The organism is Flaviflexus equikiangi, from assembly GCF_014069875.1.
GTDB lineage: Bacteria > Actinomycetota > Actinomycetes > Actinomycetales > Actinomycetaceae > Flaviflexus > Flaviflexus equikiangi.
Genome location: NZ_CP059676.1, coordinates 215,556 through 231,965, shown reverse-complemented (window position 1 = coordinate 231,965; position 16,410 = coordinate 215,556). Strand labels below are relative to the sequence as shown.

Below are 16,410 nucleotides of genomic sequence, written 5' to 3'. Positions count from 1 at the left end.
ATCAGACCTGCTCGCCGAGCTTGAAGCCCTCAACGGTGTCACCCTTTCGGGTGTATGAGAAGCCGTCGGCACCGATCGTCACGTCCATCTCGCGCGAATCCGTGCGCTCCTGGAGCGGCTGCACATTCCCGTCGAGATCGAGCACGCGGGACGCCTCCGTGTACCAGGACGGGACGACGGGATTGCCCCACCAGTCGCGGCGCTGGTTGTCGTGAACATCCCACGTGACGGTCGGGTTGTCGGGGTCTCCCGTGTAGTAGTCCTGCGTGTAGATCTCGACGCGGTGACCATCCGGATCCCGCAGGTACAGGTAGAACGCGTTCGACACGCCATGCCTGCCCGGGCCGCGTTCGATCCGATCCGAGAGCCGAAGAGCGCCGAGCTTGTCGCAGATGTAGAGGATGTTGTGCTTCTCGTGGGTGGAGAACGCGATGTGGTGCATGGCCGGCCCGGTGCCGCCCGTCAGGGCGGTATCGTGCACGGTGGACTTGCGCGCGAACCATGCCGCGTACGTGACGTCGTTGTCGTCCGCGATCTGCTCGGTCTTGCGGAAGCCGAGGTCGGCGAGATATTCGGCTCCGAACGGCACGTCCGGGTAGACCTGGTTGAAATGGTCGAGGTTGACGAGAGCTCCCGGGCCCTGCTTGTCGTATGCCCAGGCTTGGCGTTCGACGTGGTCCGTCTCGAAGAAGAACTCGTAGGGGAAGCCGAGCGGATCGACGACGCGGACGGCGTTGCGCACCCCGTTGGTGAAGTCTCCGCGCCTCGTCTCGCAGCCGAGGGCCCGGTAGTAGGCTTCGGCTTTCTCGACCTCGTCCTGGCTGCGGACGCGGAAGGCGAATGCGGCGACTGCGGCCGTCTCTCCCTCCCGGAGGACGAGGTTGTGGTGGATGAACTCGTCGAACGAGCGCAGGTAGATCTCGTTCTCGTTCTCTTCCGTGACGACGAGTCCCAGGATGTCGACGTAGAACTCTCGCGACTTTGCGAGGTCGGTGACGACGAGATCCATGTAGGCGCAGCGGAGAATATCCGGGGCGGGCACTTCGGGGCTGGTGAATGTCCTCTTCGACATGTCAGTCTCCTTCATTTGATTTTCAAGGTGGGTGAATACGTATCCGTGATTGTTGTGAAGCCGTTGGGAACTGTGGGTTCCCGGGATGCTCGTCAGGCGCTGGGGCCGCCGAGACCAAGATCGTTCTCCGAATAGCCGGTGGCTCCGAAGCGCGTCGTGTGCACGTCCCCGAGGGTGACGTGGATGGATTGTTGGACTGAATAGAAGTCGAGCGAACGGTAGCCGCCCTCGTGTCCGAGGCCGGAGCCCTTGACGCCCCCGAAGGGAGTGCGCAGGTCACGGACGTTGTGGGAGTTGATCCACACCATCCCGGACTCGATTGCTCCGGCCACGTTGTGCGCTCGAGCGACATCGCTCGTCCACACGTATGCCGCGAGACCGTATTCGACATCGTTGGCGAGTGCTATTGCCTCGTCCTCCGTGTCGAAGGGCGTGATGGCGACGACGGGACCGAAGATCTCTTCCTGGAAGATCCGAGCATCGGGGGCAACGTCGGCGAAGACCGTCGGTTCGACATAGTTCCCGACGGGCAGGTGGGAAGGCCGTCCGCCTCCTGTCACGAGCCGTGCCTCCTGCTTGCCGATCTCGATGTAGGACGTGACCTTGTCATAGTGCTCGGGGTGGACGAGTGCGGCGATCTCGGTGACGGGATCGGAGGGAGGGCCGACGACGATCTTCTCCGCACGTTCCGCGTATGCTGCCACGAACCTGTCGTAGATCGTGCGCTGGACGAGAATCCTGGACGATGCTGTGCACCGTTCCCCGTTGAGGGAGAAGACGCCGAAGAGTGTCGAGTCGAGTGCCTTGTCGAAGTCGGCATCATCGAAGATGATCGCGGGTGATTTGCCGCCCAGCTCGAGCGACAGATGCTTCATGTTCGAGGCGCCGTTCGCGTAGACGGTCTTGCCCGTCGCGAGCGAGCCCGTGAAGGAGATCAGTGTCGCGTCGGGATGCTTGACGAGAGCGTCGCCAGCGGTGGCACCATAGCCGTAGACGATGTTGAAGACTCCGTCCGGAACACCTGCCCGCTCCATGATGTCGACCCACAGGTTGGCAGAGACAGGGGTGAACTCGGCTGGCTTGAGGACCACCGTGCATCCGGAGGCCAATGCTGGGGCCAGCTTCCACGACTCCTGCATGAACGGCGTGTTCCAGGGCGTGATGAGACCGGCAACGCCGAGCGGCTTGCGGTTGACGTAGTTGATCTGCCTCCCCGGCATCTTGAACGCCTGGTCGACCTGGGCGACGATGAGATCGGCGAAGAAACGGAAGTTCTCGGCCGCCCGATTGGCCTGGCCCTTCGCCTGACGGATCGGCAGGCCCGAATCGTAGGACTCGACGGCGGCGAGCTCATCGTTGATCTTCGCGACCTCATCGGCGATGCGATAGAGGATGGTGGCTCGTTCCCGGGGAAGCATGCGGGGCCAGGGGCCGTGGTCGAATGCGTGCTTGGCGGCGGCAACCGCACGATCGATATCGGCCTTGTCTCCGGCCGCTGCCGTCACGTAGGGCTCGTTCGTGGTGGGCTCGAGAACATCGAACACGTCACCGGACACGGAATCGTGCAGTGCCCCGCCGTAGTAGTGCTGGATCCCGTCGGGGATTCCCGCTGGCTTCGTCGCCATCATTTCTCCTTCATTCGAACCGGTGTACCGGCGCAACAACGTGTCTTACCGACCAGTGGCGCGATAGCGCTCGCGCCACTGCTCATTCATCGGATAGAGCCCCTCGACCGGATGGCCGTCCGCGACCATGGCCGCGATGAACTCCTCCTCTGCCTCCTGCTTCTCTGCCGCCTCGAGAACCTCACGCACGAGCGCGGGCGGGATGACGATCGCACCGTCATCGTCTCCCACGATGACATCGCCCGGCTGGACGGTCGCTCCCCCGCACGTGATCGTGTCGTCGACGCTCCACGGGATGTGGACCCGTCCGAGGACGGAGGGGTGCGCCGCCTGGGCGAACACGGGAAGACCGACCTGCCCGACCGGGCCCCAGTCACGCACAGCCCCATCGGTGATGATGCCTGCAGCGCCGCGAACCTGTGCGCGGAGAGCCAGAATGTCACCGAGAGTGCCGGCGAACTCCATCGAACGCGCCTCCATGACCAGCACCTCCCCCGGGTTGATCGAATCGACCGCACGCTTCTGGGCGTTATATCCGCCGCCGTGGGCCGCGAAGAGGTCGGGGCGATGGGCGACGTAGCGCAGGGTTCTCGCCCTGCCCACGATTGTCATCCCGCCCACCATGGGGTGGACACCATCAATCGATACGTTGGGGTATCCCTTGGCCCGCAGCACGGACGAGAGGGTTGCGACGGCGACAGCGGAGAGGCGTTCGCGAAGGTCTGCAGTCAGGTCGAACTCAGGCTCAAGCCCTGCCGCGTCCCGGCTTCCCCAGGCGTCGATGCGCTGCTGGGCGGACACTGCCGGCCCTGAACCCACGTCCGCGAGAGGCGGCCCCTCGACGACCGCTGTTGTGAGTTCGCCGGAGGTCAGGAGCGGGTCTTCTTCGGAGAACACTTCGACTGTGACCGTCTGTCCTGGCTGCAGGACCGAGGATCCCGCCGGGGTTCCCGTCAGGATCACGTCGCCGACGTGGAGTGTCATGAACCGCGACAGGTCGGCGATCATGTGGGCAAAGCTGAAGAGCAGGGTGGAGGAGGAGTCGTCCTGGACGACCGCACCATCGACGGTTGTCCGAATATGGAGAGCGGCCGGGTCGACTCGGGAGGCATCGATGAGATGTGGGCCGATCGGCGTCATGCCATCGCCCGACTTCGATCGCACATTGGAGCCCTTGTCTGCCGCGCGGAAGTCAAGGATCCCCATGTCGTTGCTGGCCGTCACCCACCCCACGTGGGACCAGGCGTCCTCCTCGGAGATGTTGCGTCCAGTCGTTCCGATGACGAGCGCGATCTCGCCTTCGAAGACGAGGAGCTCCGTGCCGTGAGGGCGGGAGACAGTGCCGGGGCCGGTGAGCGATGAGCTTGCCTTGAGGAAGTACGAGGCCTCGTTCGGCACTCGCCCGCGCTGGGCGGCACGTGAGGGGTACGCGAGATGGACGGCGATGATCTTGCCGACGGGATGGCCGATCTGGTCCGAGATGCTGTCACTCAACGCCTGCTCCTTTGCAACCGACATGAGCGCCCGATTCCCTGAGAAACGAGCACCCTCATCAGATTCATATCTTGTTTCGTATACGATCTGTGATATGATCATGTCGAAGGTTTGCAGTGATGTCAACCTCAAAATGGAAAGTGCTTCGACGAGTTTCGTCGCCGCGCATCGAGCGCGAGGTCGAGCATCGCGAAGCGGACGCTAAGGTGGAGGGAAACCCCACGGGTCACTTCGAAGGAGAAGTTCCAATGTCCACAATCGACAAACTCTTATCCACGATCCCAACCGATCTGTTCATCGATGGTGAGTTTCGACCCTCGAGCTCGGGCGAGCGATTCGAGGTCCTCAACCCCGCAACGGGTGAGGTTCTCACAACCGTGGCATCGGCAACGCCGGAAGACGGAGCGCATGCTCTCGATATCGCGGTCGCGGCTCAGGAGACATGGGCGGCAACGCCCCCTCGCACCCGATCAGACATCCTCTACCGAGCATTCGAGCTCGCCACGACCACCTACCGCAAGGACCTCGCTCTCCTCATGACGCTGGAGATGGGCAAACCGCTCGATCAGGCCGACGGGGAAGTGACCTACGGAGCATCCTTCCTGCGCTGGTTCGCCGAGGAGGCGACGAGAATCCGGGGCGACTACTTCCGGATCCCCGAAGGCCACCTTCAGGCGATCGTCGTGCGCCGGCCCATCGGTCCCTGCCTCTTCATCACCCCCTGGAACTTCCCCCTCGCGATGGCGACCCGCAAGGCTGGGCCCGCGTTCGCGGCCGGCAACGTCGCGATCCTCAAGCCGTCGAAGGAAACACCGCTGACGTCGCTGTTCTTCGCGAAGATCATGCACGAGGCAGGGCTTCCCGCGGGCGTCCTCTCGGTCATCCCGTCTGCCGAATCCCGCACCATCACCGGCCCCATCATCGCCGATCCTCGTCTCCGCAAGCTCTCCTTCACGGGCTCGACAGCTGTGGGCAAGGCGCTTCTCAAGGAGGCTGCCGAGAACGTTCTGCGCACGTCGATGGAACTCGGCGGGAACGCCCCCTTCATCGTCTTCGAGGATGCGGATATCGATCGGGCCGTGACCGCCGCGGTTGCGACGAAGATGAGGAACATGGGAGAGGCCTGCAATGCGGCCGATCATTTCTTCGTCCACGACGCCGTCTATGACGAATTCACCTCGAAGTTCGCGGACGCCCTCTCGTCCCAGACCGTCGGAGACGGCACCCAGGAGGGAGTCGACGTCGGCCCGCTCGTGTCGCAGCAGCAGCTGACGGACGTGTCGGGTCTTGTCGAGCGCGCGGTCGAGGGCGGGGCCTCGATCCGGGTCGGCGGGAAGCGCCACGGCGATCGCGGCTTCTTCTTCGAGCCGACCGTTCTCACGGATGTGACGGTCGATGCGGAGATCATGACGGAAGAGATCTTCGGACCCGTCGCGCCCGTCGTCCGGTTCACGGACGAGAAGGAGCTCGTGTCGATCATCAATGCGGACTCCGTGGGCCTGGCGGGCTACTTCCACACGAATGATCTTCCCCGTATCCTCCGCCTCGCCGAGAAGCTCGAGATCGGCATGCTGGGCGTCAACAGTGCGACGATCTCCAACACCGCCGCACCCTTCGGAGGATTGAAGCAGTCGGGTCTGGGGCGAGAGGGCGGCAAGGAGGGCATCGAGGAATATCTCGAGACCGTCTATGTCGGCATGCCCGCTCCCGATCTGAGCTAAGAGAGGATGTTGAGGGGACAACACCCCAGCAGGGTCTGATTCTCGATTTCGGCGGCTTCATCGCCCTGTCCGAGATGAACCCGGGGGTTGGGGGGAGAGGTGCGGACGAGATCAGTGGTCGCGTCCGCACCTCTCCCCCGCACCAGGATTCCTGCCGATGTCAGGGCCGTCCACATCGCTTTCGGCCTGCGGCCGGATTCAATGTCGCGCCCCTTGCTTCCCGCAGAGGTGTGAGGTGTCCTGGGTCTACTTCCTAGGCGTTTACCTTGTTTTCCATTCTTTTTGATCAGGTCTACGTGGCGGAGTTCTTCTGGCAAGGTGTGATTCGTTGATGACAGCACCACTACAGGGTGAAGAGAAATGGAAGATTCCGATAGTGAAACAGCAATGTTCACTGAGCGATTAGCCGCACCGGCACCGTCGATGACCTCACTGTTGCCCTGAGCAAGCTGAGCGCGGTCACCAATCAGATCAATAAGGGAAACAATCCTGCGCATGTTCCTCAAACGCTTTCCTTGCAGAGAGCGTGAAGAGATCGTGGCCTAGAAGCACGCGCATCCAGGCCGCAACTAGAGCTCATCAGTGAGCTGGTGGGTCGTCTTTGGGTCTCACTACCTTTTCTTCCTTCTGCTCGATCAGATGACCCAGCATTCTTATTACTTTGACAAGCAGAAATGCGAAGAGAAGTAGAATCAAGAATTGTATGGCGCTTATGAAAATTACGAGGAAATCCCAACTCATGTCATAACCTGTCACTCGCATATGCCAAGGTTGTGCTGCCCATCGGAACACACAGATTGAGCTCGATTGTGCGGGATGTGACTGGCAATCGACTCGTCTTCATACTTTACCTTTCTTGCTTTAATCACTCCTTCTGCTCAAATGCTAGAACGTACATTCTCGTCCCCTGGACACATTGAGTCGATTATCCATGGGTCTCTATGCTCGGTTGTGCTCATCTCTGCAAAGCTAAGGCAAAGATCCCATCCTCATAACCCCCGGCCATAACGACTCCTGAGCGCAGAGTCTCGGGCGTCATCGAAAGCGCACCGACTGCACGCATGCAGCGATCCTGACGAACGACGTCGAAGCGCTCATCATCCATCACTATCAGCGTGTGCAGATCGCGCCGGCTGTTCGGGATCCGCTTCGTGGCATGCTCCACCACGAACTTGACCGTCTTGCAGAGAACCACAACGGCGACGCCGAAGCACGGCATCACATCGATGCCTGTCTTGACCTTCCCGTCGGGATCGCCTCGAACGCATTCTTCGGCTCTGTCCACCACACCTGCCTCACAGACCACGGCCTGTCCGATCTCATCGGCGCGGAGGTCTATTCGGGTGGGGCAGGGGCTCGCAAACCCAATCCCTCTCTCATCCACCGCGCAGCGGATGTTCTGGGGCTACCGGCAGCCTCCTGCGTGTAGGTGGGAGATCGTGTGGATAGGGATGTTCTGCGCAGGCATCGGGCAGGCGTGCTCGCTACCGTCCTCGTTCCCGTGCCGGGGCAACCATCACATCCCTTCCGCATCCCCATCAGGGCCGATACCACCCTCGAGACACCGGATCAGCTTAAAGCCGGGCTCAGGCCTACCTGTCCACGTGAAAGGCCTGCTCCCCGTGGATAGTCATTCCACGGGGAGCAGGCCTGCCACTGTTCGTCTACCGCTTGGCTCGACTAAGGAGCGACATGACGGCGGACACGACGAGAATGATGATGCCGAGCCAGATGAGGAACTTGGCAGCCTCAACAAAGACGCCCACGAGGAGCAGCGCCAGACCGACGATAATCAGGGTTAACCACATAATGTCTCCTTCTATACGGTCGTGGACTAGCCACGAGTGAACCGAGGAGCGATACGACATATCGCTGCAACCGGTGCCATCGCAGACACCGACACTTCTCAGTGTGACGCTCGCCATAATACTGAAGATATAGTTCAAGCGCGAATCGCTAGCCTACAGGCTCTACCTGCAGGAAGACAAAAACCGGCTCGGCAGAGCCTCATGACATCTGCCGAGCCAGCACGCAGAACGGGTTCTGCCGCGGTGCCCTCGATTGGATTCGAACCAACGACCTATCGCTTAGGAGGCGATTGCTCTTCCGCTGAGCTACGAGGGCAACGCTCTCCAGTTTACCGAAACTTTCTACTCGGGCCTATTCCACGGGACGTCCGTCACGGTCGGAGAAATGGGAGGTACGTCATCTCCCGGCTTGACCCTGCGGGGAACGACCATGACAGGGCATGTCGAGTGGTGCAGGATCGCTTGGCTTGTCGATCCGAGGAGCAGGCCAGCAAACCCGCCGCGGCCCCTCGTGCCGATGACGAGCAGGTCGACCGCGGTCGAGAACTCGGCCATGAGAGCGGCCGGGTTCCCCTCAAGGGCATGGGTGCGCACATCGATATCGAAGCCCTCGGTCGCCTTCGCGACGACGACCTCGAGTCCGGACCTTACGTCGTCGAGCACATCGACGGAGTATCCCGCCCCCGGCATCCACGCGATCGATCCCATGTTGACGGCCGCGACGGCGGTCAGCTTGGCCTGCCAGCGCTCAGCCTCCCAGATGGCGCGCTCGAGAGCGATATTCGATGAGTCTGAGCCGTCCACGCCGACGACGATGTGCCGTACGGGCAGGCAGGACCCCCCGGATTGCTCGGGTACGACGACAGTCGGGCAGTAGGCGTGAGCCGGCACTGCGCTCGAGACGGTTCCGAGCAGCCGGTCCGCGAAACTGCCACGCCCGCGTGAACCGACGACGACGGTGGCAACCTTCTTCGACAGTTCGACGAGGATGGCGGCAGGATCACCCGTCTCGAGCGAGGAGGATGTCTCCACTCCAGCGGCTTGGGAACGCTTGACCGCGATGTCGAGGAACTCATTCGCAGCCTCGAAGAGCCGAGAGTCGATGGAGGCTCCTGCCCCCTCGAATGTGTGTGCTGTATAGGTGGGCAGTTCGTAGGAGGACACGATATGCAGACGCGCGTCCCGGCGCTGCGCCTGCTCAATCGCCCAGGTCAGGGCAATGTCTGATCTCTCCGAACCATCGATACCAACGGCGACAACGTTGTCGTGCGTCATGGCGGCCTCCTTCTCAGGTCATGCCGCTAGTTTACCGCTCGCGAGACTTTTCCGTACCAACGGATCGCAAATGGTGTGCGGCAATCTGTTCATCGGCCCACCTTTCCCGCCCCAGTGCACAGCATCGAGCTCGACACGCGGACCTTGGTCGCATCCGTTCGGGCTGGAACGAGACCGGAGCACAGCAGTGGGGGCCGGTTGTGACCGGCCCCCACTGCGAAAAATTGGGTTGATCTAGAGGACGCGCAGGTAGATCGGGCTGCCCCAGACAGCTGCTTCCTTGGTTCCCATGGAGGGATTCCAGGCAGCGATGTGCATGCCGTTGCCGGTGTAGATGCCGACGTGGCCGGGCCACCACATGAGGTCGCCGGGCTGAGCCTCAGCGGCTGAGACCTGGGTGCCGGCGTAGCGCGCGGCAGAGGAGGATGCGGGGAGGCTCACGCCGACCTGGCGGTAGACGTAGCCTGCGAAGCCGATGCAGTCCCATCCTGCCGGGCTCGTGCCGCCCCACACGTAGGGCGCACCGACGTAGGAGCGTGCGATCGCGACAACCTGAGCGCCACGACCCGATGCGACGGGAGCGGCAGGTGCCTGGACCGTCTCCTCGACAGTCTCGACCTGGGCGGGGGCCTGCGTGGTCGTCTGAGCCGGGACGGCCGCAACCTCGGGAGCTGCGATAACCTCGGGAGCCGTAGCGACCTCCTCAACCACAGGTTCCGCCACAACAGGTGCCTGTGCGGAGACTGTCACGCTATCGAGAGCGAAGTCCTGCGCACCGTCTGTCTGGACGGTGAATTCTGTGGCGAGCTCTTCGACCGGCTCCTGGGCCAGGTCGATCTGCTCGGATGCGCCGACCTCTTCCTCAGCAGCAAGGGCGGCGGGGACGGTGGCACTGAATATCATGCCCGTAGTTGCAGCGGCTGCGGTGACGACGCCGGCGGTCATTGGCTTGACGGCGGGGGCAGCCACGTGACGGCCGGAACGCTGAGACTTGATCATTGTGTAATTTCTCCAAGCGGGAGAACCCGCGTGTTTTCATTCGTCTGTTATTGCATGGCGCCGAGATGACGCCGTCCGCTGGGCGAACTTCAAAAACTATAACAATAGAGAAACGGAAATGTCACGCTTCGATAACAATTTGTTACAGAGGGAAAATGGCCGAAAAATGAAACCGCCATACCGCAACGAAAGATCACGCGAGCCGGGTCACACGCCGTTATAAATGTGGCCTATCTCGCACGTGATGGTGGGGCGGTCCGAACGGATCTGTGGAGGTACGTGCGAGCCTGCAGGACGCTTTCGGGCGGGGGACCAGCCGGCCACCCCTCCCTATCGATCGGCATGTGGAGTGTTTGCAGATGCAAGAACGGCCAGTGCATGGCACTGGCCGTCCGCTTTCGCGTCTTAGCCGACGCGGATGTAGGTGGGAGAGCCGTAGACCGGGCCCTCGTAGGTTCCCGCGGAGGGGTTGCGGGCTGCGATGTGCATGCCGTTGCCGGTGTAGATGCCGACGTGGCCTGGCCACCAGACGAGATCGCCGGGCTGCGCCTGAGAGGCGGGCACGATCGTGCCGGCGTAGAGCTGGGCACCGGAGGAGCGAGGCAGGGAGATGCCGGCCTGCGCGAAGACGTAGGAGGTGAAGCCTGAGCAGTCCCATCCTGCAGGGGTGGTTCCGCCGAAGACGTAGGGCGCTCCCACGTAGGAGCGAGCAATGGCGACGACCGAGTAGTTGCCTCCCGAGACGACGGGAGCGGGAGCGGTCTCCTCGACGGGTGCCGTGGCAACCTCAGTCGTCGGCGCATCGACCGTCGTGGTGGTCGCGGCTTCCGCAGGCGCCTCAGCGGTCACGACGCGGGCCTCGACAGGAGCCTCGACGACGGCTTCCTCAACGACAGGCTCAGGAGCTTCGACAGAGGTCACGGTGATCGCGTCGAGCTCGACAGTGGAGTCTTCCGGGAGATCGACACCGATCACGGCGGGCGTCTGCGGCACGTCGAGGGAGGTCAGCTTCGCCGCGGGAGCGTCCGCATCAGATGACGGAGCCGCAACTGCTGCGGTTGCTGTCATGCCGAAGGCGGCTGAAACCGCGGCAACGGTGAGCGCGGACGAAGGGCGGACCCTGGGGGCAGCGTGGCGGCCGCGACGACTGTTTGACATGTCTCTCCTGAAATCCTGTGAAGACCTTACAGATCAAGAGGATAACGGAAGATAACGAATATGTCACAAGTGGTGACTTTTTGTGACCTAGGCGTCAATGAAAAGATGCTTGCCAACCGCGTCCGGGAGGTCGTGAATCGCGGACGCGGATCCCGTGATGCTGAGCCCGATCGGCGTCGACACAACGGTTACCTCGTTGCCCGGGCGGATCCCGGCGTCGTCGAAGGCCGCCAGAAGCTCCACATCCACCTGGAGCGGCTCCGCGATCCTCCGGAGTGTCGCGGTGACGGGCTCTGACAGGTCGATGTCAGACAGAGCGACGAGGCCCGACTGGCCTGCCACGAGCTCGCCGGGGCCCTCGACCATTGCCGGGATCGGATTCCCGTACGGGTCGAAGGTGACGTCGCCGAGAACTTCCTCAAGCTTCTTCGTCACTCGATCGGACATGACGTGTTCCCACCGGCATGCTTCTTCGTGGACGTACTGCCAGTCCATGCCGATAACATCGATGAGGAGGCGCTCGGCGAGACGGTGCTTGCGCATGACCTCGGTGGCCTTGCGACGGCCTTCCACGGTGAGTTCCAGCTGACGGCTCGTTCCGACCGTCAACAGACCATCGCGCGAGAGCCGGTTGACGGTCTCCGAGACGGTCGGCCCGGAATGCTCGAGACGCTCGGCGATGCGAGCACGGAGCGGCGGGATGCCTTCCTCCTCCAGCTCGTACACCGTCTTGAGGTACATCTCGCCAGTATCGATCAGATCAGCCACTTTTCCTCCTGCACAGACTTGAACCCACTCTATCTGGACACCCGTGTCAAAAAGCGTGAAGTTTGCGAAGATCGAATCATGCTGATTCCCACGTCACTACTTCCTGCGGATGGTCGCTTCGGCGCCGGCCCTTCCAAGGTGCCGGCTGACCATGCAAGCCTAGACCCTCGATGGATCGGAACATCCCACAGACAGGCCCCCGTGAAGGACGTCGTCGGTCGAATTAGGGAAGGCCTGACTGACCTTTTCGGTTTGCCCGATGGCTACGAGATCGCTCTCGGCAACGGCGGAGCATCGCTCCTGTGGGACGCTATCCCCTTCTGTCTCGTTGAGGACAGGGCGCGTGCCGCGACCTTCGGCCAGTTCTCCGCGAAGGCGGCCTCCGCTATTACCAAGAATCCGTTCGTTCACGATCCGGAGATCGACGAGGCACCAGCGGGTTCGGCAACCCTGCCGACGATCTCGGACGGCATCGACACCTATCTCTATCCCCAGAACGAGACCTCGACCGGGGCGATGCTTCCCGTGACCCGGTGCGGCGACACAGACGCTCTGACCGTTGTCGATGCGACCTCGGCCGCCGGAGGAGTGTCCTTCGATCCGCACGAGGCCGACGTCTACTATTTCTCGCCCCAGAAATGCTTCGCATCCGACGGCGGGCTATGGTTCGCCGTTCTGTCTCCCGCCGCCATCGCCCGCATCCACACCCTGACGTCGAAGCGCTGGGTCCCTGACATCCTCAACCTTCGCCTCGCTCTCGAGAACTCGCGGAAGAATCAGACGCTCAATACCCCAGCCCTGGCAACCCTTCATCTTCTCGACCGCCAGCTCGGCTGGATGCTGGCGGAGGGCGGGCTGGCCGCGATGGATGCTCGGACGACAGCAATGTCGGACCTGGTCTATGAATGGGCGGAGCGCACAGAGTGGGCACATCCGTTCGTTGCCGACCAGTACCGATCCCAGGTCGTTGCAACCATTGATGTCGATCTGCCCGCGGACGAGATCAGCGCGATCTGCCGCCGATCGGGGATCGTCGATATCGACGGCTACCGCGGCCTGGGTCGCAACCAGCTGCGGGTTGCGACATTCCCGGCCACGGAGCCTGACGATGTCAGGGCTCTTCTGGAGTCGCTGTCCTGGGTGGGACAGCAACTGAGCCCGCGCTGAGAGCCGCATGCTCCTGGGTTGTCGCGTCGAGCGTCCGCTCGCTGCGGCGACGACCGTGCTCGCGTGACTCCCGCCGTTCCGCATGTTCGGCGGGGCCGATGATGACGAGGTGCGGCCTCTGCTTGCTGTATTCGAAGGTCACGTTCCAGTGGCGGCGCACCCAGAAGAGGGCACCGATCGAGACGAGGATGGCGGCGATAGCGCCGACTCCGATCCCCCACCTGGGGTGGACATTGGCGGAGATCCAGCCGACGACGGGAGCTCCGAGAGGCGTCGATCCCATGAGGACCACCTGGTAGAGGGCCATGATCCTGCCCCTCATCATCGGATCGACCGATGTCTGGATCGCCATGTTGGCGCTCGTGAGGAGGGTGAGGGTGAAGTATCCGACGAGGATGCAGGAGATCGCGTACGTCCAATAGGTCGGCATGAGTGCGTTGACACCGGCCGCGATGCCGAAGCCGAATGCTGCGATGACGACGAGCCGGACTCGGGCTTCGCCGCGGCGGGCGGCCATGAGCGCGCCCGTGAGGGAGCCGATCCCCATGATGGATCCCAGGAGGCCATACTCCCCAGCATCCTTCCCGAAGACCTCGCTCGCCATCGTCGCACTCGTGAGCTGGAAGTTGAGGCCCAGGCACGAGACCACGCCTGCCACGACCATGATGACCATGATGTCTGTGCGATGGCGGACGTAGGATGCTGCTTGGCGGATCTGGCCCTTGTTGCGCGGCTGATGTTTGACCGGATAGAACTTGGCGGACTTCATGAGCATGAGGCCGAGGAGTGTCGCGCCGAAGGATACGCCGTTGATGATGAAGACCCAGCCGGTGCCGACAAGGGCGATGAGGAGGCCTGCGGCTGCGGGGCCGATGAGGCGGGCGCTGTTGAAGCTTGCCGAGTTCAGCCCGATCGCGTTGGTCAGGTGCTTGGGTTCGACGAGTTCGGAGACGAAGACCTGGCGGGGCGGGGTGTCGAAGGCCGCGACCGTGCCGAGGAGGAATGCGAAGATGTAGACGATCTCCACCGTCGCTCGGTCTGTCAGCACGAGGACGCCCAGTCCTGCCGCCAGGAGCCCCATGAGGGACTGCGTGACGTACATGATCTTCCGCTTGTCGTACCTGTCCGCAAGGACCCCGGCGTAGGGAGTGACGAAGAGCAGCGGCAGGAACTGCAGTGCGGTCGTCACACCCACGGCGAAACCGTCATTGTCCGTGAGCTCGGTCAGCACCAGCCAATCCTGCGCCACCCGCTGCATCCACGTCCCCGTGTTCGCAACGATGGCGGTGAAGAACCAGACCCGATAGTTGTAATACTTGAGAGAGAAAAAAGTACGCTTCACGTGGTGATCATCGTCCTCATGATTGCCGCCGCGCGGCTGAGAGTGATGATATCTTCACCTTCCAATCCGTCTATATGCCGATGTAGCCATTCCACTCCGTCGTCTGCCGCCGCGGCCAGCGCCTCGCGGCCCGCCTCGGTGATCGAGATGTCGACCCGTCGAGCATCGACCACGTCCCGTTCGCGCTGGACGAGGCCCGCCTCGACCATGGCCGACACGAGCTTGGACATGGAGGCAACGGAGACGCGGCCGTGGAATGCGAGCGCGCTGACCGTCATGGGGCTGGCCGAGAGGGCCGAGAGGACGCAATAGCGAGATTCGCCGAGCTTTCCCGCTCCGCGTAGACCGCGAGAGAGGTGAAGCACGGCGAATCTCAATGACTCGGCGACAGAAGAGCTTTCTAACACGATTAACCATTATAGCGAATAGTTAACCTAGGAAACCATAGCTGTCGGCGGTCTACTCCATCACAGACCGAGGGCTGTTTCGATGGGGCCCCGGACGAAGTAGAACACGAAGAGGATGTTGACGATCCAGAGCAGGGGGTGGACCTTGCGGCGGTCGATGAGGGCAAGGATTCCGTAGGCGATGAAGCCCATGCCGATACCGACGGTGATCGAGTAGGAGAACGGCATGAAGACGATCGTCAAGAAGGCCGGGATGCCGACGACGAGATCCTGCCAGTCGATGTTCGCGACCTGCTGCATCATGAGGAAGCCGACGACCACGAGGGCGGGAGTGGCCGCCTCGTAGGGGATCATGCCGGCGACGGGGGCGAGGAACGTGCACAGGAGGAAGAAGATGCCGGTCGTGACGCTCGCGAGGCCCGTGCGCGCCCCATCCGCCACGCCCGTCGTGGACTCGATGTAAGCCGTGTTGGAGGATACGCCGCCGACGCCGCCCGCGATCGCACCAAGGGAATCGACAGCCAGGATCTGGCGCATCTTCGGCGGGTTGTCGTTCTTGTCGAGGAGCTTGCCCTCCGAACCGACGGCAACCATCGTGCCCATGGTGTCGAAGAAGTCGGCAAGCATGAGGGAGAAGACGAGGACGAGGATCGCGATGACAGAGATCTTCTCGAACGGGCCCGTGATGGAGAAGGCGCCGATGGTCGAGAACTCCGGAACCGAGACCGGGGAGCCGTCGAGCGCAGGAACTGTCAGGCCCCAACCGCCAGGATTCGTCCCGTCGGGCGTCTGGCCGCCGAGATCGAAGACCGCCTCGATGATGATCGCGACGACGGTTGCGATGACGATGCCGATGAGGATGGCGCCGCGAACCCGCTTGACCATGAGGATGATGATGGAGACGAGGCCGACGAGGAAGACGACGAGCGGCCACGACGCGATCGAGCCGTTGATGCCGAGATCGAGCGGGGTGCCGGATCCTGGGCGGATGATGCCGGCGTTGACGAGACCGACAAGAGCGATGAAGAGGCCGATGCCGACAGAGATCGCCGTCTTGAGGAAGCCCGGCACCGCCTTGAAGATCGCCTCGCGCAGGCCCGTCATGACGAGGATGAAGATGAGGATGCCTTCGAGGACGACGATGCCCATGGCATCGGCCCACGTCATTCCCGGGAGGGAGACGATCGTGTAGGCGAGCATCGCGTTGATGCCGAGGCCCGCCGCCATCGCCATCGGGAAGTTCGCGACAGAGCCCATGAGGATCGACATGATGCCGGCGATGAGGGCTGTACCGGCCGCAATGGCGGGGGTGTTAGCACCATCCGTGCCGCCGCCGAGGAAGTGGCCGGTCGAATCGGGGGTCGAAAGGATGATCGGGTTCAGCACGAGGATGTAGCTCATCGCGAAGAAGGTTACGAGGCCGCCACGGAGTTCCTGGCCAACCGTGGTGCCCCGCTCGGAGAGCTTAAACGTGCGATCAAGTAGTTCGTTCACTCGATCGATCTTTGACGAGCCGCACCCATCACCAACCAGCCATTCCGCCTTTTGGACAAATTCCCATCCGAATGGTGAGA

Annotated in this window: 15 protein-coding genes and 1 tRNA gene; 3 read left to right on the top strand and 13 right to left on the bottom strand. The window is 62.5% G+C overall.

Features of this window, described 5'->3' with window-relative positions; translation table 11 throughout:
- Window position 1 precedes the first annotated feature (1 nt).
- The 3 genes from hpaD to H2O75_RS01150 form a co-directional block, all read right to left on the bottom strand.
- On the bottom strand, window positions 2–1,072 hold the full coding sequence (gene hpaD, locus H2O75_RS01160; protein WP_182172539.1) for a 3,4-dihydroxyphenylacetate 2,3-dioxygenase: 1,071 nt from the start codon (window positions 1,070–1,072) through the stop codon (window positions 2–4).
- A 92-nt stretch (window positions 1,073–1,164) separates the two neighbouring features.
- On the bottom strand, window positions 1,165–2,700 hold the full coding sequence (locus tag H2O75_RS01155) for an aldehyde dehydrogenase (protein ID WP_182172535.1): 1,536 nt from the start codon (window positions 2,698–2,700) through the stop codon (window positions 1,165–1,167).
- 42 nt (window positions 2,701–2,742) lie between these two features.
- Entirely contained in the window at window positions 2,743–4,191 is a 1,449-nt protein-coding gene (locus H2O75_RS01150) for a fumarylacetoacetate hydrolase family protein (protein WP_259365271.1), read from the bottom strand.
- Between the two features lie 248 nt (window positions 4,192–4,439).
- Here H2O75_RS01150 and H2O75_RS01145 point away from each other — a divergent pair, with 248 nt between their 5' ends.
- Window positions 4,440–5,912 (top strand): NAD-dependent succinate-semialdehyde dehydrogenase, encoded by a 1,473-nt coding sequence (locus H2O75_RS01145; RefSeq protein WP_182172528.1) that lies wholly within the window; start codon window positions 4,440–4,442, stop codon window positions 5,910–5,912.
- Here the strand turns inward: H2O75_RS01145 and H2O75_RS01140 are convergent.
- Window positions 5,909–6,409, bottom strand: a complete 501-nt coding sequence (locus H2O75_RS01140) for a hypothetical protein (protein ID WP_182172525.1) — start codon at window positions 6,407–6,409, stop codon at window positions 5,909–5,911. The two genes, H2O75_RS01145 and H2O75_RS01140, sit on opposite strands and share 4 nt — an antisense overlap.
- Window positions 6,410–7,029: 620 nt before the next feature.
- Between H2O75_RS01140 and H2O75_RS01135 the strand changes: the two genes are divergently transcribed.
- Complete coding sequence (locus H2O75_RS01135) at window positions 7,030–7,341, top strand: HAD family hydrolase (protein ID WP_182172522.1); 312 nt, start codon at window positions 7,030–7,032, stop codon at window positions 7,339–7,341.
- Between the two features lie 235 nt (window positions 7,342–7,576).
- Here the strand turns inward: H2O75_RS01135 and H2O75_RS01130 are convergent, their stop codons facing one another.
- From H2O75_RS01130 to H2O75_RS01105, 6 genes are all read right to left on the bottom strand, one after another.
- Window positions 7,577–7,720, bottom strand: a complete 144-nt coding sequence (locus H2O75_RS01130; RefSeq protein WP_182172519.1) for a hypothetical protein — start codon at window positions 7,718–7,720, stop codon at window positions 7,577–7,579.
- Window positions 7,721–7,964: 244 nt separating this feature from the next.
- A tRNA-Arg gene (locus tag H2O75_RS01125) sits at window positions 7,965–8,036 on the bottom strand.
- Window positions 8,037–8,062: 26 nt separating this feature from the next.
- Window positions 8,063–8,995 carry a universal stress protein gene (locus tag H2O75_RS01120; protein WP_182172516.1) on the bottom strand — a complete coding sequence of 311 codons (933 nt, stop codon included), beginning with the start codon at window positions 8,993–8,995 and terminating at the stop codon, window positions 8,063–8,065.
- Between the two features lie 234 nt (window positions 8,996–9,229).
- A complete protein-coding gene (locus H2O75_RS01115; RefSeq protein ID WP_259365270.1) occupies window positions 9,230–9,898 on the bottom strand; it encodes a C40 family peptidase in 669 nt (222 codons plus the stop codon).
- Window positions 9,899–10,399: 501 nt separating this feature from the next.
- A complete protein-coding gene (locus tag H2O75_RS01110; protein ID WP_182172510.1) occupies window positions 10,400–11,152 on the bottom strand; it encodes a C40 family peptidase in 753 nt (250 codons plus the stop codon).
- Window positions 11,153–11,239: 87 nt separating this feature from the next.
- Window positions 11,240–11,920, bottom strand: a complete 681-nt coding sequence (locus H2O75_RS01105; RefSeq protein WP_182172507.1) for a metal-dependent transcriptional regulator — start codon at window positions 11,918–11,920, stop codon at window positions 11,240–11,242.
- A gap of 78 nt (window positions 11,921–11,998) precedes the next feature.
- Here H2O75_RS01105 and serC point away from each other — a divergent pair, with 78 nt between their 5' ends.
- Window positions 11,999–13,087, top strand: coding sequence for a phosphoserine transaminase (gene serC / locus H2O75_RS01100; RefSeq protein WP_182172504.1), 1,089 nt, complete (start codon window positions 11,999–12,001; stop codon window positions 13,085–13,087).
- Here the strand turns inward: serC and H2O75_RS01095 are convergent.
- Genes H2O75_RS01095 through H2O75_RS01085 form a run of 3 tightly spaced genes read right to left on the bottom strand, consistent with a single transcriptional unit; the run spans window position 13,032 to window position 16,330 of the window.
- On the bottom strand, window positions 13,032–14,429 hold the full coding sequence (locus H2O75_RS01095) for an MFS transporter (RefSeq protein ID WP_182172501.1): 1,398 nt from the start codon (window positions 14,427–14,429) through the stop codon (window positions 13,032–13,034). The genes serC and H2O75_RS01095 overlap by 56 nt on opposite strands.
- The gene (locus H2O75_RS01090) at window positions 14,426–14,836 is read right to left on the bottom strand and encodes a MarR family winged helix-turn-helix transcriptional regulator (RefSeq protein ID WP_182172498.1); all 411 of its coding nucleotides are present in this window, start codon (window positions 14,834–14,836) and stop codon (window positions 14,426–14,428) included. Before H2O75_RS01090 ends, H2O75_RS01095 begins: the two co-directional genes overlap by 4 nt.
- Before the next feature lie 60 nt (window positions 14,837–14,896).
- Complete coding sequence (locus H2O75_RS01085; RefSeq protein ID WP_259365269.1) at window positions 14,897–16,330, bottom strand: NCS2 family permease; 1,434 nt, start codon at window positions 16,328–16,330, stop codon at window positions 14,897–14,899.
- Between the last annotated feature and the right edge of the window lie 80 nt (window positions 16,331–16,410).